At 43.7% G+C, this 20,428-nt stretch carries 16 protein-coding genes and 1 pseudogene; 5 read left to right on the top strand and 12 right to left on the bottom strand.

Annotated elements, in window-relative coordinates:
• Positions 1-186 precede the first annotated feature (186 nt).
• The 7 genes and pseudogenes from QUA88_RS13605 to fmdA all read right to left on the bottom strand — a co-directional run bounded on the left by QUA88_RS13605 (position 187) and on the right by fmdA (position 10,652).
• Positions 187-2,094: an ATP-binding protein gene (locus tag QUA88_RS13605; protein ID WP_333272145.1), complete on the bottom strand. Its 1,908-nt coding sequence runs from the start codon at positions 2,092-2,094 to the stop codon at positions 187-189.
• A gap of 150 nt (positions 2,095-2,244) precedes the next feature.
• Entirely contained in the window at positions 2,245-3,135 is an 891-nt protein-coding gene (gene phnD / locus QUA88_RS13610; protein WP_333056345.1) for a phosphate/phosphite/phosphonate ABC transporter substrate-binding protein, read from the bottom strand.
• A gap of 334 nt (positions 3,136-3,469) precedes the next feature.
• Positions 3,470-3,949: pseudogene (locus QUA88_RS13615) on the bottom strand (7-cyano-7-deazaguanine synthase).
• 60 nt (positions 3,950-4,009) lie between these two features.
• A complete protein-coding gene (locus tag QUA88_RS13620; protein ID WP_333211437.1) occupies positions 4,010-5,785 on the bottom strand; it encodes an ATP-binding protein in 1,776 nt (591 codons plus the stop codon).
• Positions 5,786-6,026: 241 nt separating this feature from the next.
• On the bottom strand, positions 6,027-8,750 hold the full coding sequence (locus tag QUA88_RS13625) for a DNA methyltransferase (protein WP_333272149.1): 2,724 nt from the start codon (positions 8,748-8,750) through the stop codon (positions 6,027-6,029).
• A 330-nt stretch (positions 8,751-9,080) separates the two neighbouring features.
• Positions 9,081-9,344: a zinc ribbon domain-containing protein gene (locus tag QUA88_RS13630; protein WP_333211433.1), complete on the bottom strand. Its 264-nt coding sequence runs from the start codon at positions 9,342-9,344 to the stop codon at positions 9,081-9,083.
• 132 nt (positions 9,345-9,476) lie between these two features.
• The gene (gene fmdA / locus QUA88_RS13635; protein ID WP_333211431.1) at positions 9,477-10,652 is read right to left on the bottom strand and encodes a formamidase; all 1,176 of its coding nucleotides are present in this window, start codon (positions 10,650-10,652) and stop codon (positions 9,477-9,479) included.
• Positions 10,653-10,855: 203 nt separating this feature from the next.
• On the opposite strand from fmdA, the gene QUA88_RS13640 reads away from it, so the two are divergent.
• From QUA88_RS13640 to ureC, 5 genes are all read left to right on the top strand, one after another.
• Positions 10,856-11,731, top strand: a complete 876-nt coding sequence (locus QUA88_RS13640) for an urease accessory protein UreD (RefSeq protein WP_333211429.1) — start codon at positions 10,856-10,858, stop codon at positions 11,729-11,731.
• A 173-nt stretch (positions 11,732-11,904) separates the two neighbouring features.
• On the top strand, positions 11,905-12,207 hold the full coding sequence (ureA, locus tag QUA88_RS13645; RefSeq protein ID WP_006635319.1) for an urease subunit gamma: 303 nt from the start codon (positions 11,905-11,907) through the stop codon (positions 12,205-12,207).
• Between the two features lie 33 nt (positions 12,208-12,240).
• On the top strand, positions 12,241-12,552 hold the full coding sequence (locus QUA88_RS13650; protein ID WP_333056340.1) for an urease subunit beta: 312 nt from the start codon (positions 12,241-12,243) through the stop codon (positions 12,550-12,552).
• 67 nt (positions 12,553-12,619) lie between these two features.
• Complete coding sequence (locus QUA88_RS13655) at positions 12,620-13,621, top strand: DUF91 domain-containing protein (RefSeq protein ID WP_333056339.1); 1,002 nt, start codon at positions 12,620-12,622, stop codon at positions 13,619-13,621.
• A 5-nt stretch (positions 13,622-13,626) separates the two neighbouring features.
• Positions 13,627-15,435: an urease subunit alpha gene (gene ureC, locus QUA88_RS13660; protein WP_333056338.1), complete on the top strand. Its 1,809-nt coding sequence runs from the start codon at positions 13,627-13,629 to the stop codon at positions 15,433-15,435.
• A gap of 295 nt (positions 15,436-15,730) precedes the next feature.
• On the opposite strand, the gene QUA88_RS13665 is transcribed toward ureC, so the two are convergent.
• The 5 genes from QUA88_RS13665 to QUA88_RS13685 all read right to left on the bottom strand — a co-directional run bounded on the left by QUA88_RS13665 (position 15,731) and on the right by QUA88_RS13685 (position 20,407).
• A complete protein-coding gene (locus QUA88_RS13665; protein WP_333272152.1) occupies positions 15,731-16,360 on the bottom strand; it encodes a hypothetical protein in 630 nt (209 codons plus the stop codon).
• Positions 16,361-16,701: 341 nt separating this feature from the next.
• Positions 16,702-17,034 carry a CRISPR-associated ring nuclease Crn3/Csx3 gene (gene crn3, locus QUA88_RS13670; protein WP_333056335.1) on the bottom strand — a complete coding sequence of 111 codons (333 nt, stop codon included), beginning with the start codon at positions 17,032-17,034 and terminating at the stop codon, positions 16,702-16,704.
• A gap of 171 nt (positions 17,035-17,205) precedes the next feature.
• The gene (locus tag QUA88_RS13675; RefSeq protein ID WP_333272155.1) at positions 17,206-18,156 is read right to left on the bottom strand and encodes a DUF192 domain-containing protein; all 951 of its coding nucleotides are present in this window, start codon (positions 18,154-18,156) and stop codon (positions 17,206-17,208) included.
• Positions 18,157-18,175: 19 nt separating this feature from the next.
• Positions 18,176-20,026, bottom strand: a complete 1,851-nt coding sequence (locus QUA88_RS13680; protein ID WP_333272158.1) for an NAD+ synthase — start codon at positions 20,024-20,026, stop codon at positions 18,176-18,178.
• A gap of 87 nt (positions 20,027-20,113) precedes the next feature.
• Positions 20,114-20,407 carry an isochorismate lyase gene (locus tag QUA88_RS13685; protein WP_333056332.1) on the bottom strand — a complete coding sequence of 98 codons (294 nt, stop codon included), beginning with the start codon at positions 20,405-20,407 and terminating at the stop codon, positions 20,114-20,116.
• Positions 20,408-20,428 lie beyond the last annotated feature (21 nt).

Genomic DNA, 20,428 nt, shown 5'->3' on the forward strand with positions numbered 1-20,428 from the left:
AAGTCCAAAAGCGCCTCTATATCTGCCCAGTTCGCCCCGACTTTTTACGTCGGGCTGTCAACTGGTTGAGCAAATCGGCTGGTTTGGGAAATTGGGCGGCTGTCGGAGCTGAGTTTAAATAGTCGAATAACAAATTATGTGCCGTCGTTAACACATTAATGTCCTCAAAATAGACAATATCTAGCTTCAAGTTTGAGATGAGGCGGGGAGTGCGATCGCAAACTCTGCTCCCCCTCCCAAAGATGAAATTACCTCTATTTTTCCCCGATGTTTTTCCACAATTTGGTAGCAAATTGCGAGTCCGATACCAGTGCCTTTTCCTGGTTCTTTAGTTGTAAAAAATGGGTCAAATAGCTTGTTTTGGATTGCGGATGGAATGCCAGGGCCGTTATCGCAAATTCGCACCAGAATTTGGCTACTGTCCAACTTTTGCGTCTGAATTAAAATCTGAGGATTTTTCCCTTTTTTAGAGTCATGGGATGACTCTTCTAGTGCATCTATCGCATTTGCTATAATATTCATAAAGACTTGATTGAGCTGGGCTGGGTAACACTCTATTTCTGGCAATTCTCCATAGTTTTTGACAACTTCAATTCCCTGCTTGAGCCGACTGTTCAAAATCAACAGTGTATTGTCAATGCCTTCATGAATATCAACTAATTTCATTTGAGATTCATCTAAGCGAGAGAAATTTCGCAAAGACAAAACTATTTGCCGGATGCGTTCTGAACCTATTTTCATAGATTCAAGCAGTTTTAGTAAATCTTCTGTGATAAATTCTAGTTCTATTTCTGCGATTTCTTGTGCGATCGCCTCTGTGGGTTGCGGGTATTCCTGCTGATATAGACGAAGTAAATGCAGCAAGTTTATAATATACTCGTTGGCATATTCTAGGTTGCCGTGAATAAAGTTAATAGGGTTGTTGATTTCATGGGCTACCCCTGCCACCATCTGCCCTAAACTCGACATTTTTTCGGTTTGGATTAACTGGGTTTGGGTGTGTTTTAGTTGGTGAAGCGCTGCTGTAAGCTCTTCTGTTCTTTCTTCTACTCGCTCTTCCAAAGTTTGGCGAGCCAGCTCTAATTCATGGGTGTATTCTGCTACCCATTGAACTAATTGATTGATGGATTTTGCTAAGGTTCCCACTTCATCTTCTGTGGTGACAGGCGCTTGCAAATCAAAGTTTGCTTGTTGAGTAATAGTTTTAGCCACGCTGGTTACAGCTTGGATAGGGATGGCGATCGCGCGACTGGTACAAATGGCTAGAAAAGTAGCGATCACAACTGAAACTAACATACTCACTACGATGATTTGCACTCGCAATTTCTCAGCTCTCTTAAAATTAACAGAAGCTTGTCTCTGCTGTGCCTTAGCTACTTCTGTCATCAAGCTTAAACTCTCTGACAGTCGCTCAAACTTAACATCGAGCTTAACAGCTCTATCCCCTCTGATTAAATCCAATACTTGCTGCTGCGCCTGTTTAACGTCCTCTAGTTTTAGTGAGGAGGGAGCTATTTCTTGCCAAAAAGATTTGAGCAATTTAGAATACGAATCTGTCGCAGTTGTGTAACCGTCTAATAATTCCTTTAATTCAGCATAATTTACTGCTAATTCTTCCGAGTATTCTTCACTAAAAGTGTCTATTTCTGCAATATTTTTTTTAACTGCCTTAACATCTTTCGAGAACTTAGCAGTTTCATATTCAAACCAGATTGAATCTCCCAAGATAGATATTAGTCGTTTGGGATGTGACTGGACTACCTGCACGGAATATTCTAAATCCCTGAGCAAATCTTGTTGATCGTCGGCGAAGGTTAAAGCTTTGAAAGCTTGCTTTTGGTAATAGTCTCCACAGATCATTCCCCCTGTGGTTCCTAGTACGGCTATTCCAATTGCTAGGGAGTAGCCATAATTAATTTTTTGGGCAATGCTCAAACGAGAAATGAAACGGTTAATTGCAATGAAGGGAGTTTTTTTGAGATAATTTTTAATTTCGCGAGATCCTTCACTGACAGGGACATTATTTTTACCTCTATTTAGGATAAGGTTTTTGAACCTCACAGCCCTATTCTCTCCCTGTTCAAACTTTTGCATACTGGCAACCTGAGCTAAATTTTAACAACTTTATCAATTAGTAAATGCACGTAAATAAACTTTCTGATTCCTAGTACCAAATCTTCTCTATAGTTTATGGATTAAGGGCTAACGCCCTACTACAAAGTCGGCATTAGATAAAACTTAACCTTACAAAACATTCCCCTGACCAATAGCTTTATAAACTTCACGAATCATGTTATAATCACTGTCGTTTGCTGGGACCAGTTTAGCTCCTTGATACTTATCATTATCTTTCCCAACTAAAATTGCTTCAATTAGCTTATCTTGATTTTCGACCAGGCGATCGCGAATTTCTTCAACAAGAGTATTAGGCAGATTACTACTAGCAACAAACAAATCATTAGGTAAGGGTTGCCCTGTGGCAATAATCCGAAAATCCTTGGTTGATAAACTGTCTGTTTTGAGTAAATCTTTGTATCTATTCACACCAATTGCTAAGGCATCAACTTGGTCTTTTTTGAGAGCCTGCAAACCCTTGATTCCCAACATTGAGATTTTGAAGTCGGATTGGGGATTTAAGCCAGCATCCAGGAGAATTTTAATCGGGCTTAGATGACCACCAGTTGCACCTATTTCCCACATAGCTATTGTTTTACCTTTCAATTGTGCTGCGGACTTAATTTCGCTATTGGCACGAACAAGAATAATTGAGTGATAGTCGGGGCGGGTGATGGCAATGATGGGAACAGCATTTGTCCGGGCCCGCATAATCACATATTCAGATGGCCCTGTTAGAGCTAGTTTTAGCTGACCAGACTGGAGAGCTACTGCTGCTTCTATATAGTTATCGACAGGGAACAATTCAATTTTTTTCTCCAAAACTTCCCCAAGAACACTGCGAAAGGTTTGATAATTTTGCTGCAAATCTTCTGCACCATGAACATCAGTCACAGCAAATTCAAGGGTTTCAGGTTCACTTACGGCCAAACTGGAAGAAGTGCGATTAGATTGATTTACTGTTGTAGAACAGCTTGCTACAAACAATAGGGATAACCCAACAAAATGCCGCCGCTTCATAATTTTTAGGAGTTTGAGTGGCAGTTGAAAATTGCATAACTATTATAAGCTATTTGGAAGAAACTTTCATTAAAATAGATTATCCGTTGGTTAAGCTTCAGTCAAGTGTTGTGGCAAAATTATTAAGAAAATTTTTATCGAGGGGTTTTATGGTTGCGAGTATCAGGCTGCGGATCTTGTAAACTTAACTCATGAAACGCTGCCAGCTTTAACTCAGGAGCGCTAATTAAATAACTTACAATTTTAATTGTTATTGTGGGATGGGCGTCCCGCCCATCATGAGTGGACGGGCGGGACGCCCATCCCACTTTCAAGAGTGGAAGTTATTTAATTCTCATTCCTCACAGGAATTGCCAACGCCGTCAGCAACTTTACCGCCGCCGTAACAAAACCAAGTTTTTTTGCAAGGCACTCCCCCATTATTGCCTAATTTAATGATTGCTGTCTTTTTTAGCTCAATCAGAGGTATTAAGATAGAGAGTGCATCGCCTTCTCTCTCCTATTATGCCCCGATCCGAAATACTTCTTGCATGGCTTGAATATAATGGGGGCGACAGTGCCGATAGCCGGAATAATCTAAAGCGTTGACACTAATGTAAACGCGATCGGCGTTGAGAGTTTCGGCCCCGGAGATGCCAAAACTTAGAAAAATTGTATTGCGATCGATAACGTAGGTGATGGGCAGGCTTTCGGAGATTGGATCGAGGGTGCGATCGCGCTTAAGCGTCTGGCTATCCTGCAACCGCTTTGAAGGGAGCGATCGCCTCAACGGATCTCTGATGGTGTACAATCCCGTATCACCAGCACGCCTCAAGAGGACTTTGATTGTCTAATTTTTGCACGTCCAAACAAAAACGAAGTCGCCCCGCGAATATTACACAGCAACTGGCAAAGTAATCACAAATTCCGTACCTTGTCCTATTTGAGAATTCACCTCTATTTTGCCTTGATGCTTGGCAAGGATTTGATAGGAAATAGCCAATCCTAATCCAGTACCTTTGCCGATCGACTTTGTAGTAAAAAATGGGTCAAAAATCTGTTGGACACAGGCTGCTGCAATTCCCGGCCCGTTATCCCGAATCTTGACGGTGACAGTATTGTCGGCTGTAATTTCCGTGCTCACCCAAATCGTTGGCGAATAGCCTTTGTCTTCCTTTTTCACCTCCTCCAGCGCATCTATTGCATTGCTAATAATATTCATAAATACTTGATTCAGTTGCGCGGGATAGCACTCAACCGCAGGCAAATTGCCGTATTGTTTAATAACTTGAATACCTTGTTTGATCCGATGATTGAGAATTACGAGGGTGCTATCAATTCCTTCGTGAATGTCGGCTGATTTCATTTTTCCGTCGTCCGATCGCGAAAAATTCCGCATGGATACGACAATTTCGCGAATGCGATCGGCTCCCATTTTCATCGAAGAGAGGGTTTTTGGCAAATCTTCTCTGAGAAATTCGAGTTCAATGTCTTCGATGCGCTCTAGAATGGCATCTGGTGGGTTGGGATAGTATTCTTGATAGAGAGTTACCAAACCTGCCAAATCTTCGATGTATTGGTTGGCATAGTCAATGTTGCCCCCGATGAAGTTGACAGGATTGTTAATTTCGTGGGCTATCCCTGCCACCATTTGACCGAGAGACGACATTTTTTCGGTTTGAATTAATTGGGATTGAGTTTCTTTGAGTTCTTTTGTATACTCACTAACTCGCTGAATCAATTGATTGAAAGAGACAGCTAAAACTCCTATTTCGTCGTCGGTTGTGACTGGTACTTGCAGGTTAAAATTCGATTCGCGAGCAACTTGCTGAGCGACATTAGTGACTGTTTCGAGGGGTTGGGCGATCGCGCGGCTGGTTTTGTCCGCTAGCGCCGCGGCGATGAGTGCTGAAATTAGCATACTTCCGAGAATAATTCGGTTTCGCAAATTTTCAGATTCTTCTAATGCTTGGGTTCCTTCCTGTTTGTGAATTTCTACTTGAGAAATTAGCTCAGTTAAACGTTGAGCGAGGTTATCTAGTACGATCGCCTCTTGGCCGCTGCTAGTCCTCAACATTTGTAGCTGTGCGGACTCGATGCTGTTGGGGGGCAAATTCCAAACTTCCGCTTCTTTTAACTGCAATTTAATTAGCTGACCGTAGTAATCAATGACGAGGGCAGATTTCTTCAATATAGCGTGCAATGCTGCCTCTTCTGTTGCTAGTCTCTTGGGATGTTCTCGTGCGAAAGATTCAAGTTCTGAAATCAGGATTTTGGCCTGATTGATTTGCCCGACAAAGCGATCGTGTTCGTATTGCAGCCACACGGCGTTTCCCAAAACGACTGGCAATCTCGCCGCGTGCGATCGGGCTTCAAATACGGTATTTTGCAAATTTTGCAGCAGTTGCTGCTGCTGCCCAGCAACATTTACCTGAACTAAAGCTTGCTGGTGAAAGTAGTCTCCCAATCTCAGTCCCGCACCAGTTCCCAAAATCGCTATGCCGATAGCTAAAGCATAGCCATAGCTGATTTTTTGACCGATCCGCAAATAGTTGAATCGTCCTTTTAGCCAACTTATATTAATGTTTGAATGGTGTAACAAGGTTTTTTTAGCAGAGTGTTCTTGCTCTACTTTGCTATCTTGGGGCTGAGTGTGGGTAAATAATAACATTGAAAGCTCCTCCCAAAACAATCAGGAGTAATTGAGCGAATAAATGCAGAAGGCACTTATGCTGAAAGCAGAAAGCTGTTTTGAGTGTTTAATTTTTAAATTTTAAATTTTTAACTCAAAAATCACAACTCAAGACTCAAGGCTTCCCCTAGTATCTCTCTTTTTCGACTAGAGTGTTTGTGATCTATATCAACAATCTATGTGATTATACGCAAATTTACAAAAGTTATGATAAGAGCGATTAGTATTTGTAGTCAGTTGGAACACAAGCCCCAACTACCGGCTCTCCCCGTTTTTCTTTTTCTGCCAGTTCTAGGTTTAATTCCAGCACTTTTGCTAAAATATCGTCGCTGTCAGTAAATCCATAAGCTGCATTACATTCGCGATCGAGCGCTTCATGAAGTTTATAAAGTTGACTTGTGGGTTCTTCAAAAAACTTATTGTAAACTTGAGTAATTCCCCACTGCTTTGCGGACATTTGTTGAGTGCGGTATTGATGCAATTCGACCGCCGTTGCCCGAATTTGCTCTACTGATTTACGAGTCGGTGTCTGGGGAAATGGGAAAGTTTCAAAGCAGGTATTGTGGGTGTATGCGATATCTCCTTTGAGAGTTGATTTTTGAGCGTGCATCCAAATTCGGTGAATGTTAGATGAGAGAATGCCGAGAATATAAAAGTCTTCTGAGGCAACAACTACTGATTTGTCTCCCGGCAGCCAACTAACGGGGGCGGGAATGAAGACAGCCCACTTTGAGACTCTCGGTACAGTGAAGTAGTCAGATAAGGGGGCGATCGCCTTTCTCATTCCTTGATTAGTACGCTTAAATCTCCACCACTTTTCTCGCAGAATAGCTTCGCGGTTTTGCTCGCGTTCAGGTTTAACATGAATCCTAATATGCTCTAATGGTAGTTCGTAATTGCTAGCTTCTTCAATACTCATATCATTAAAATCAATAATCCAGCGTTCAGGCGTACAATTAGGATTTTTTGCGAGATTTGCCCCCATTGAAAAAAGTTTAAGAACCTCTTGATTTTTCGCATCAGCTTTAATCCAATCATTAACCTGCTGTTGAGTAACAATAAACCCCATTCCCACTGGAATTACACCTTGAAAGCATTTGTTTGAGTTCGCTGACAACCGGGCAGATTGAGAAACATCAATCGTAGCTTGTAGCGAAGAGTTAATACTTGAAACCACGAGGTTATCTAAATAGTAAACTTTCTGCTTTTCCTTGCTCCAGTTAATCAAACTAACATGAACCTTAGCTTCCCCAGACCAAGGCTGAGTAGAAACGGCTGCATAAATGTAACCGCCATTTTGCGCGACATAATCTAAAGCAGCAGCACGACTTTTACCTTGACTAATTGAATTAGTAGCAACTAAACCAGCCCTGCCATTTAGTTCTAAATTGTTGTGAGCAATGCGAAACCAATAAGCACAAAAATCAACAGAATCTTTCACATCAGGGAAGCGTTTAAACACGCGGTCAATATATTCATCTCCCAGGGCCATCCTCATGTGCTTTCCGCCTAAAAACGGAGGATTCCCGATAATCGCGTCAGCCTTTACCCAATCAGTAAATAAAGCATCAGCACAGACAATATTTTTATCCAAAGTATCCAAAGGCAGAGAAGGTTCTTTCAATCCCAAATTGTCGATCGCCACCTTGCGGCCAATCATCAACGTCACTCGCGCCAACTCCACCGCAAACGAGTTAATATCCATGCCGTAAAATTGCAGCGGCGTGACTAAATTCATATAACCTCTTGTACCGTCGAACTCGTTTAGCTTATCTAAAAGTAACTTTTCAACTTGCTTGAGTTCCTGATAAGCTACATACAGAAAATTACCCGAACCACAAGCCGGATCTAGGACGCGATAGCGACCTAATTCTTGGTGCAGATTTTGCAGTTTGGCTACGGTATTTGCAGCGTTAATTCGCTCTTCCCAGTAATAGCTAATTGTGGGCAAAACAATGCGACGAATGTCTCCCTCAGTAGTAAAGTGAATCCCGTAAGCGCGGCGCTGTTTTTTATCTGTTTTCAAAGCGGATTCAAAGATATTGCCAAAAATAGAAGGGCGTACCTGACTCCAATTTTGTTCGGCACAAACTTCTAATATTTTCAACTCTCCCTGTTGCAGTTCAATGGGGTGTATTTCCGAAAATAATCCGCCGTTGAAATACTCGACTCCTTCATAACGTCCTGCGGGCGTGACTCCCTGCTGATTCATTGCTTGAAATAAGCCGCCCAAGACATCGTAAGAACTTGCTCCTTCTAGGCAATCTTTGACGCAGCGAGTAAAGAATGCCGGCGGCAAAAGTCCTCTATCTTCGGCAAACATTGCTAAGACGCACTGCAACACAAATCGCTGGGCCTGAAACTGATTAAATTTAGCAAATTTGCGCTCTTGGCCGCGATCGATTAGCATTTCCAGTAGCATCCCCATTCTGCTAGCAGCTTTTTCGGTAATCTCGACTTGGTTGTTTTTGAATATGGGGCGGCGGCTGGTAGATTCCATGAAGGCAAAAGCGGGCGATCGCGCGGGCAATTGCTTTAGGGATATAATGTCTACAGGCTGATCCGGCTGAAGGTCGAAATCGTAAATGTGAAACTCGTCAAAATTGCACATCATCACGTAGCGCGGGCGATCGTCTTTTTTGAGGCGAATATAATAGCGTTCTGTTTGGGTGCGGTGTTCTCTTTTAGTCAAATCTTCACCGCGCTTTTTCATTTCAATCAAAACGTGCTTTTTCCACACCAAATCAGCAAATCCGAGTTGACCTTTTTTGCTGCTTTTTTCTATGCGTTCCTCATAGGTTGCGCCGGCTTCTAATGCCCCCTCGTGGCCGAAAGCCCGAAAGAAGCGGTCTAAAAATACCTGTGCTTGTCCTTTTTCATCGCCTGTAATGTGTTGTTGGCAGTAGGTGACGAATTTTTGGAGGCTTTCAGGGGTGGCTGGCATGGGAGGATAATTTAAAACGCATATTAATTAGTATAATCTGGTTAGAAGTTACGCAGCGATCGCTTAAAATTTCGATACTCCCTAGCCTTTTTTAAAGAGAGTAGAATTGATTCATACTTCCTTGGCCCGCCATGCCCGCCATGCCCGCCATGCCCGCCAGGGACTGAAGTCCCTGTCTAATAGCAAAAGTCGGTTGAAACCGACTGAAATACAGGACTTACGCACAGCAAGCAAATACTAACTTTACAGTCCTCATAGCGAGGACTTTCGCTTTGAGGCAGGGAATTCATTCCCTGCCGGACTATCGGACTGTCGGAATATCAAACTACATCAGTGACCGATCATCCAAGGCCGTCCCCCTCGGTGTTCGCGATTCCGCTGCGGTTTAGGTTCCTCAGAACGCTTAACTACCTCCGGTTCCCGATTTTCTTGACCTTTCAACCGCAGCTTTCCAGTTAGAATCATCGGCGGCGAAAAGATGCGTTTAGCAACAGTTTCGCAACTCGGACAAAGCACCGGTGTATCTGCTTCTGCAAGAGGGCGCCACTTATCAAAAGTGCCGCAAGTTTCACACTTAAAATCGTAGAGAGGCATATCAATTTTTGATTGCTGATACTAACAGGACTTAGGCAAAGAAACCGGGTTTCTCTGCAAAATCGTTGGTTGATAACTAGAGATTTACGAAGAAACCCGGTTTCTGACCTCGACGTGCGTCCAGGACTGTAATTAAGACGGCAGAATATCCATCTGGAAAATTTCTGTCGGTAAAGCAATCGTGCAGCAAGCATTAGGAATATCCACAATGCCGCTGATGCGACCCTCAACCGGAGCACAGCTTAACAGTAAATACGCTTGTTCTCCGGTAAAACCAAACTTTTTCAAATATTCGATCGCATTCAAACAAGCTCGGCGATAAGCAACGTGGGCATCCATATAATACTGCTGACCCGTAAATTCATCAACAGAAATCCCTTCAAAAACGAGGTACTCAGAATAGCGGGGTTCCACCGGCCCGGGTTTGAAAATCGGGTTGACCATCGCGTATTTATCCATGCCACCTTTGATAATATCAACGTGGAGGTCGATGTAACCCGACATTTCAATTGCCCCGCAGAATGAAATTTCCCCGTCTCCTTGAGAAAAGTGAATATCTCCCATCGAAAGTTTCGCGCCTTCGACATAAACCGGGAAATAAATCCTCGAACCCCGCGACAGGTTTTTAATATCGCAATTGCCGCCGTGTTCGCGGGGAGGAACAGTGCGCGCCGCTTCTGCCGCCACTCGCTCGAATTCTGCCCCTTGCAGCGACCCCAAAACAGCATTTTTGGGGTTCGGCAGTGCTGCTAAAGGCGGCACTCTATCGGGATTTGTGGCTACTAATTCCGCTTCCCGTTTGTTCCATTTATTCAACAATTCCTGAGAAGGAGCGCAGCCGATTAAACCCGGATGAGTAATCCCAGCAAACCTGACTTTTGGTATGTGTCGGGAAGCGGTATAAATTCCCTGAAAATCCCAAATTGCTTTAGCAGCAGTCGGAAAATGTTCGGTCAAGAAACCGCCGCCGTTTTCTTTAGCAAAAATTCCCGTAAAACCCCATTCGTCCCCTTGCAAAGCCCCGATATCGAGGATATCGACTACTAAAATATCCCCGGGCTGCGCGCCGTTAACGTAAATTGGCCCGCTCAAAACGTGAACTACTGTTAAGTCTACATCGCGAATGTCGTCGGGATTGTCGTCATTTTTAATTTGTCCGTCTGTCCAGTCTTTGCACTCGATGCGAAATACATCGCCGGGATTGACGGAAACTACTGCTGGAATATCTGGATGCCAGCGATTGTGACCGACTAATTCCTGTTCGGACATCGGTTTGGTCAAATCAACTTTGAAGAGAACTTGAGGCATATTCTGCACTCCTCTAGTTACTGATTTTTACATGGTACGCGCATCTTCGCCGATCTGATGGTTGATAAATGTAAATTCTTATACTAATAAGTGCAGAAACCAAAAATATTTCCGATAACGATTATCATTATTTAACTAATTGGAGGGAAGCGCCGCAGTCGTGGTATGTTTTTGATAGTGAATGTTTTTAAATTAAAAAATTAGTGACTGAAAATTTGACCAAACAACATATAGATCAAGTTGAAACTGGATGGCACGGCCACCTCAATTTAGTCTACGCTAACCGCAGCGGTGCAACTCAAATCATTCACAATCAAATGCAAGCACCCCTCAAGGTGCAGCGCCCGTTTTATCCTGAAGGGAAAGAGATTTGCCACAGCGTCATCTTGCACACGGCTGGGGGAGTTGTCGGGGGCGATCGACTTTCGGGCCATTTTCACCTCCAAGCCAACGCCAAAGCCTTGATTACCACGGCCGCCGCTGGTAAAATCTATCGCAGCAGCGGACTAGAATCACAACAAAATATTGACATTAAACTAGAATCTGGTGCTAATTTAGAATGGCTGCCCCAAGAAACTATAGTTTTTGATGGCGCCATATATCGGCAAAATTTGCGGGTAGAATTAGCACCAACAGCGAAGATTTTACTGTGGGAAATTACCAGATTTGGACGCAGTGCTAGGGGCGAAAAGTTCTTGTCGGGAGAATGGATCTCGCACACCGAAGTCTGGCAACAAAACAGTCCTTTATGGATTGATAGACAATTGCTAAAAGGTGGAGAAAAAATGCTCGAAAGTCCTCACGGCCTCGCAGGAAAACCCGTAGTCGCCACCCTCGCTTGGGTAGGCGAACCCGTAACCACAGAAGTCGTCGAAAAAGTGCGAGATTTGCCATCTGAGGCAACAATTTATCCTGGTAATTCCACCGTCGGCGTGACTCGTATTCCTAACGGTTTGCTGTGCCGATATCGCGGTACATCCACAACTGCAGCGAGAGACTGGTTTGTCAGCATTTGGCACTTGCTGCGCTTGTCTTTTTCAGAACGCCCTTGCTGTTTGCCCAGAGTTTGGATAAAATAGGATGATATTTGAGTTTCAATCTATAGTTGCCCTCCTAACTAGATTATTCATCTCTCTCTTCTGGAGACTCTGCGCCCTCTGCGCCCTCTGCGGTTTAATCATTCTTAATCATTCAGCAACAACCGTAAACGATATCATAACCAAATAATGCGATCGCACTTACAAGAATAAAAATGCAACTCACCCCCCAAGAAAAAGACAAACTGCTGATTTTCACCGCCGCCCTGGTAGCAGAGCGCCGCAAACAAAGAGGTTTAAAATTAAACTATCCAGAAGCACTAGCCTACATTTCCGCCGCCATTTTAGAAGGAGCCAGAGATGGCCTCACCGTCGCCGATTTAATGAGTTACGGAACAACTCTCCTGACGCGGGAAGATGTGATGGAAGGGATAGCAGAAATGGTGCATGAAGTCCAGGTTGAGGCGACTTTTCCCGATGGAACTAAGTTGGTAACAGTCCACGATCCGATACGTTAAAAAATCAACCACATAGACTCAGAGGAGGAAAAGATGATTCCCGGAGAAATGATTGTTTCAGCAGGCGAAATAGAATTAAATGCAGGGCGTAAAATACTACGGTTGCTGGTAGGAAATAAAGGCGATCGACCCATTCAAATCGGTTCCCACTATCACTTTTATGAAGCCAACGAAGCCTTAGAATTTAATCGAGAACAAACAAAAGGAATGCGGTTGGATATCCCCGCAGGTACAGCAGTCAGGTTTGAACCGGGAGATGAAAGGGAAGTGCAATTAGTGCCGTTTGTTGGTAGTCGTCAAGTCTACGGCTTCAATGGAAAAGTGAATGGTGAGTTAGATGGATGAGATTTTTAGAGGGACGAGACTTTTTGGCCGAACTTAAAAAGAATAATTAGTAGGAGGATAATTCGATATGCCCGATCAAATTAGATTGTGGGAAATATCAAAGGATAAATTGAATGAAATTACCGAATCTAAGTTAGACTTAGAATTTCGTTTGGAAACCTGGCTAGATAATGATATTTCCCTCCTAGCAGATGATCTCTTAGTAATTGGTCGGCAAGTGATTACTGATTATGGTGGAAAACTTGACCTTTTATGTATAGATAGGTACGGAGATTTAGTCATTGTTGAGTTAAAGAAGGACAAAACATCAAGAGAAGTAACAGCACAAGCCTTGGATTACGCCTCATGGGTTAAGGATTTGTCAAAGGAGAGAGTTACAGAAATTGCCAATGCTTATTTACTGACTAAAAATGGCAGTAACTTAGAAGATGCTTTCTGTGATAAATTTAGCTCAGAATTCCCTGATATTTTGAATTATCAGCACAACATTATAATTGTAGCTGCACAGATAGATATTATTTCTGAAAGGATTATTAAATACTTGTCAGAAACTTATGGTGTGAGAATCAATGTCGCAACATTCCAGTATTTCCGTGACTCAAGCGGTAGAGAGTTACTAGCAAGAAAAATGTTTATCGAGCCTGAAATAAAACCTGTAAATATATCAAAAAAAAATCCCACTTTGACCCTGGAACAATTACTTGAAATAGCAGATAGCAATGAATTTGGAAAAGTCTATAGACTACTTTATGACGAAGTTGTACCAGATATATTTTGGATAAATACAACAACAAAAGGTCTGGCATTGAGAGAAAGAAGTCAAAATGGCAAACTTATCTTAAATCTTTTGTTAACTGAAAGCACGCCTAGGAATGGTCTAAAAGTTAAGGTATACATAGATAGAATTTCAAACTATTTAAACATTGATGCAGAAGAGTTTGCTAATTTGTTGCCTAACTATCAAGAAATAGAACAAAATGATTCCTTTGGTTTAATTGCTGAAGGATTCTTTAAAACAGAAGAACAGGTGAACCAGTTTGTGGGAAAATTAAATCAAGTAAGGAGCTAATTAATATGAGTTACAGAATGGATCGCCGCGCCTACGCGGAAACCTTCGGGCCGACAACGGGCGATCGCGTCCGGTTAGCCGATACAGAATTATTCATAGAAGTTGAAAAAGACTTCACAACCTACGGGGATGAAGTTAAATTTGGCGGTGGCAAAGTTATTCGCGACGGCATGGGACAGTCGCCTATTTCTAATGCGGACGGCGCTGTTGACACGGTAATTACTAATGCTTTAATATTAGATTGGTGGGGAATTGTTAAAGCAGATGTTGGGATTCAAGACGGGAAAATTTACAAAATTGGTAAAGCCGGAAATCCTTACATTCAAGATAGGGTAGATATTATTATCGGGCCTGGTACTGAAGTAATTGCCGGTGAAGGAATGATTCTGACTGCTGGGGGAATTGACACTCACATTCACTTTATTTGTCCGCAGCAAATTGAAGTGGCGATCGCCTCTGGAATCACGACAATGATCGGCGGCGGCACTGGCCCCGCAACGGGTACAAACGCCACAACCTGCACTCCTGGGCCTTGGCATATGTACCGAATGCTGCAAGCAGCCGACGCTTTCCCGGTAAATCTAGGGTTTTTAGGTAAAGGAAATAGCAGTCAACCCCAAGGATTAGTCGAACAAATCTTTGCCGGTGCAATGGGTTTGAAACTCCACGAAGATTGGGGAACTACACCAGCAACGATCGACACTTGTTTGAGTGTCGCTGACGAGTACGATGTGCAAGTTGCAATTCACACCGACACTCTCAATGAAGCGGGATTTGTGGAAGCTACAATTGCCGCATTTAAAAATCGCGCTATTCACACTTACCACACTGAAGGGGCGGGCGGCGGACACGCACCGGATATTATTAAAGTGTGTGGCCAAGCTAATGTTTTGCCTTCGTCAACTAACCCGACTCGCCCTTACACTGTCAATACTTTAGAAGAACATTTAGATATGTTGATGGTTTGCCACCATTTGGATCGAGGCATTCCTGAAGATGTGGCTTTTGCTGAGTCGAGAATTAGAAGGGAAACTATTGCTGCTGAGGATATTTTGCACGATTTAGGTGCGTTTAGTATGATTTCTTCTGACTCGCAGGCGATGGGAAGAGTGGGAGAGGTGATTATTCGGACTTGGCAAACGGCACATAAAATGAAAGTGCAGCGGGGGAATTTACCCCCCCTAACCCCCCCTTATCAAGGGGGGGAAACAAGAGGGATAACCCCCCCTTATCAAGGGGGGGAAACAAGAGGGATAACCCCCCCTTATCAAGGGGGGGAAACAGAGGGGATTAATGACAATTTTCGGGTGAAGCGGTACATTGCGAAATATACAATTAATCCGGCGATTACTCACGGAATTAGTCAGTATGTCGGTTCGGTGGAAGAGGGGAAATTGGCGGATTTGTGTTTGTGGCGGCCGGCTTTTTTTGGGGTGAAACCGGAACTGGTAATTAAAGGAGGGGCGATCGCCTATGGGCAGATGGGAGATGCTAACGCCAGCATTCCGACGCCGCAACCGGTGCATATGCGGCCGATGTTTGGCAGTTTTGGCGGTGCGATTGGGGCGACTTGTCTGACGTTTGTTTCCCAAGCTGCGCGCGATCGAGACATTGCCGCACAGCTTGGTTTGCAAAAGCCCACTGTAGCAGTTTCCGGCACACGACAAATTAGTAAAAGAGATATGAAACTCAACGATTATTTGCCACAAATGGAAGTCGATCCAGAAACTTATGAAGTCAGGGCGGATGGGGAATTGTTAACTTGCGAACCGGCAACAGTTTTGCCAATGGCGCAGCGGTACTTTTTGTTTTAACTGATATTTTGCACCATTTTCAGCAACAGGCAAGATTCCTGTTCCACAAAATATAAATTTTCTTGTGGAACAGGCACCATTGTCAGCAACAGGCAAGATGCCTGTTCCACAACATATAAATTTTCTTGTGGAACAGGCCGGAAAGCCTGTTCCTAAAAAGCTAATTGACACTGTGCAATATCTCAGTTTTAACCGATTATACAATCATGTAGGGGCGGGTTTTACCAACAATATTTGCCAAAAACCGACTATCTCAAAAACCCGCCCCCACCCAACGGCAAATTTTCATCTTACTTCATTCGGGATGTAATTTATTGTTAGAAAAATTGAGCGATCGCACTATCAAACCCTGACACAAAAACCAAAAATAAAGTGCAATATTAATCCCGCTCAACAGCTTCGGTATTCCCTCCAGCAAGCTCGAAACAATCTCGTTTTTTAAAGGCAGCGCTTCTGCAAAAAAGGCAACAAATAACAAACCAACGCCACTCAGCAGTAAAGCATAGGGAGTCGAGCGAATTTGTCTCCGAAAAGCTAATCCATATGCAATTGCCAGCACCGCGTAAAATATGACAATTGTAACTTTCGGAAAACCCGCACGTCCCAGATGAACGTGGGTGCGAAAAACTTCATTGCACAGAAAGCAACCTGCAAACAGTGCCGAATATAAAATAAATCGATTTTCTGGGCGATCGGGTTGAATAATTCTCAGCAATCCAAAGGTAAAAGCGCACACCATTACCGATAAATAAAATAACATTTGAAACGCCAAGAAAAAGAAACCTGCACCCGGATACGTGGCAGAACAAGGCGGCAAAAATAACCCTTTTACTGAAGAACCGAATAAACTCAGACACGCCGTCACTAGCCCAACTAGCACTAAAGTTAGACTATTGAACAACAATACAGTTCTGTAATTTGCCATAATTAATAACTAAGAAATAACAACTAACAATAGTATATTGCCCGTCAAACTATTTTTTTGCCTTAGTGCGGATTCAGTAAGGTGCATGACAACACCAACTGCACGCTAAACAGCGCAGATGTTTTGTGAATTTATAGGGATTGCTGTGCGTGCATCTGTGGCTAATAATCTTCTGAGGGAGCTATAGCAATGCTAAATGACTCGTAAATTTTTTACCCCACCCCAACCCTCCCCTTAGCAAGGGGAGGGAGTAAGAAATTCACAGTCGCTAAGGCAGGTAAGATGCCCCCACCACGGGAAGTTTTATTTTTATTTATTATTACCTAAAACTCAGGAGAGTCTTAATCGCTCGGTAAACTCAATTTTAATACCTGTCCAACTGATACCTCGTGCTTGTGCGTCGCTACTACCACCGCACCTTCTAATCGCGGATCGTAACATCCAACCCAAGCTGCAGGATGACATTCGTGCACTAAATACCCGTACAGCCAAATTGCTCCTCTACCTTCAATGACAATTCCTTGGCTTAATTGAACGTGTTGAGGAAGTTTCAAACCTTGTAAATCATCGGGTGTGATGATACCGTCTTGAGTTGTAATTCGCAAGCGCAAATGTTGGTAAGCTAAACCGTCTTGAGTTTGATTGGGGATTATTTTTAATTCAATAGGATTCATTGGATGCACAAATGTTGAATGCTGCGATAAAATCATATCATGTCCGGTAGTATGGGCGGGGGCGGGTTTATTATATTGTAGATTATGGGCAATTATTGTTGGTGAACCCGCCCCTACAAAATTTAACATCATACAAGTCCGAATCAAACAGACATGATTTCATCTACCTTTTTAGGGTAAATTGGGAATCCGATCGCCCACTTTCAATCCCAATTGGGCCGCCCTTCCGCCTCTGAGTTCAATCACTCCGTCAACGGGAACATCCGGGCCGTAGTTGGGGCAGGTTTCGCTCAAACACGGCGGTACGTTAGGAATTATCGCCTGCACGACGCCTTCCCGCAGAAAAACCATATCGAGTTCAATAAACACGTTTTTCATCCAGAAACGCACGTTTCGCGGGGGTTCGATCGGGAAAAACATTCCTCTGTCGTCTGGTAATTCTGTGCGAAACATTAAACCTGTCGCTTGTTCTTGGGGAGTTTGCGCCACTTCTAGTCCGATCCTCTGCGAGGGCTGCGCTAACGCGCGATCGGCTATAATCGTGTTAACAGAAATTGGCAAAAGCTGACCCCTATCTAGTCCGCCAAACAGCGACATAAAGTTGGATTCTGTCAGATTAGAATTTCCCAAAACAACTCCTAAATAATCACCAGAGTTTTTATCTTTCATAATAGTTTGGTTGTTGGAAACAGAAAGCTCTAAATCGCTAAACTTCATGCCTTCTGTCAAGACAATTTTATCATTGCCGTTGCCAAAATCGGTAATTATATCGGCTTCACTAATAGTAGATGCGGCGGCGGTTTTTTCCATCACAAATAAATCCTCCCCCGCGCCTCCTGTCAAGAGATCCCTGCCTTCGCCTCCTATTAGCAAATCCTGACCCCGATCGCCAAAAATCCAATCGGAGTCTTGTCCTCCATAGATTGTATCGCTTCCTTGCCCGCCAGACAGCGTATCAGCGCCTTCATTTCCTGCTAGCAAGTCATTTTCCCGATCGCCAAAAATTCGGTCGTTTCCCCCCAAACCTTGAATAGTATCATTACCCGCAAATCCTCTAATCGTATCGTTGCTGAGAGTTCCCGCGAGAAAATCGAAGCCAAAAGTACCGTCGATGTTAACCATTTTGCGTTTAAGGATGGGTTTAATAGAAGGAAGATTTGGCGATCGGCATCCGCCAACCGGTACCAAAAGCTCGATCGCTAATTTTCAAACCAGGGGCTGCTTGCCGCCGTTTAAACTCCGCTTGCCTCACTAATTTTACTACACGTTTAACCACCGCTTCATCGTGTCCTGCAGCGACAATTTGTTGGGCAGATTCGTGATGTTCTATCAACCGCTGCAAAATGTCATCCAAAACATCGTAATCCGGCAAAGAATCTTGGTCAATTTGTCCAGGCTTCAGTTCAGCACTAGGCGGTTTAGTAATAATATTAACCGGAATAATTTCCTTTCCCAGGGGCGGGCATGGGGGTGGGTAGGGAGAGGGCGGGCACGGGGGCACCGCCCCTACATATCCGCCAGAATTCAGCCACCTACAAAGCGAATAAACGCGAGTTTTCGGCACATCGGAAATCACCGCCAATCCCCCATTCATATCGCCGTAGAGGGTGCAGTAACCCACCGCCATTTCCGACTTATTGCCAGTCGAAAGTAGCAAATGTCCGAACTTATTAGAAATTGCCATCAACAGATTGCCTCGAATCCGCGATTGAATATTTTCCTCAGCAATGCCGAAAGTTGTGTTGACAAACAAATCGGCGAGAGTGCGATCGTAAGTTTTCATCAAATCGTCGATCGACAACATTTCGATCGCGATGCCCAGATTTCGGGCTAATTCCAAAGCATCATTAACCGAATGATCCGAACTATAAGGAGAAGGCATCAACACCCCTAGAACATTTTCGGGCCCGATCGCGCAACTGGCGATCGCAGCCACCAAAGCCGAATCTATCCCGCCACTCAAACCGAGTACAACCTTAGAAAAACCGCACTTGCGGACATAATCTCGCACTCCCAAAACCAAAGCAGCCCAAATTTCGGCATCTCCAACCGCCGGATAAAAACTCAAATCAGTTGTGGAACGGGCATCTTGCCCGTTCCCGCTGCCAACGCCACTGCCGATCGAACCTAGTTTTTGTCGTCCTTCACCTAATCCCAAATCAGTTGTGGAACGGGCATCTTGCCCGTTCCCGCTGGCAACTAAATCTTGTTTAGCTGCATCATATTCCAGCACCGCAAAATCCGTTTCAAAAGAAGCTAATACCTGAATTAAATCACCCTTTCGATTCACAGCAAAACTGCTGCCGTCAAAAATAATATCGTCATTTCCTCCTATTTGATTAGCATAAATAATCGGTATCCCGCAGCGGATGACGCTGTGCTGCAACATAGCCGATCGCACTCCCCGCTTCAGAGCAGAATAAGGCGATGCCGACAAATTCACCACTAAATCTACACCCAATTTTGCCAAATCGGAAACAGGATCGCCCGCGTAACTGCGTTTACCCCAAAACTCCTCATTGTTCCACAAATCTTCACAGATTGTCACGCCGATTTTGACTTCGCCAATAGAAAAGTAATTGCTGTTTTCTCCCGGTTCAAAATATCTATCTTCATCAAATACATCATAAGTAGGCAACAAGCGTTTATGAAAAACTTGTTTGACCACGCCATTTTGCAACAAAACAGCGCTATTAAACAATGATTTTCCGCCTAGTTGAACAGCATTAGCATTAGGTAAGGCAGTGCCTGCTATGACTGCCAACTCCGGCGGCAAAGCTTGCGCCAGTTGCAGCAACTGTGCACCTGCATCTGCAATGAAACTCGGATTGATTAACAAATCGCGCGGCGGATAACCGATCAGGGAAAGTTCCGGTGTTAGCAATAAGTTTGCGCCCTCAACCTCAGCTTTTTTCGCAGCCTCCAGAATTAGGTTGGAGTTGCCCAAGATATCACCAATAGTAGGGTTGAGTTGTGCGATCGCAATTTTCATCTCACCAAATCACCTAATAAATATTGCTAACAGTCCGCCCGCGCGGACTCACTTTCCTATAGTCCTAGATTTGAATGTAGCGAAAGATTACTTGGATTTGTAATGTTTCAACTCTTCCTCAATATAATAATTTACCAAATCCCGGTAAATATTTTCAACCACATCAGGATTCAAACCCGATTGTTGAGCCCACTCGCGCCGCTGCTGTAACATATCGTGAAAGCGATCGAACGATTTAACGCTAGCTTCACTCGTTTTGAACCTTGCTGCAGCGATGACGTATTGAAATCTCTTGCTCAAAGCCTCGATCACTTCTCGATCGATGATATCAATTTCCTCCCGAACTTCGTGAATATTAGCGCATTCATCTGGATCTTTCATAGTCCGTACTCCTTAATAGCT

The sequence above is a fragment of the Microcoleus sp. D3_18_C2 genome (genome assembly GCF_036702395.1).
Lineage (GTDB): Bacteria > Cyanobacteriota > Cyanobacteriia > Cyanobacteriales > Microcoleaceae > Microcoleus.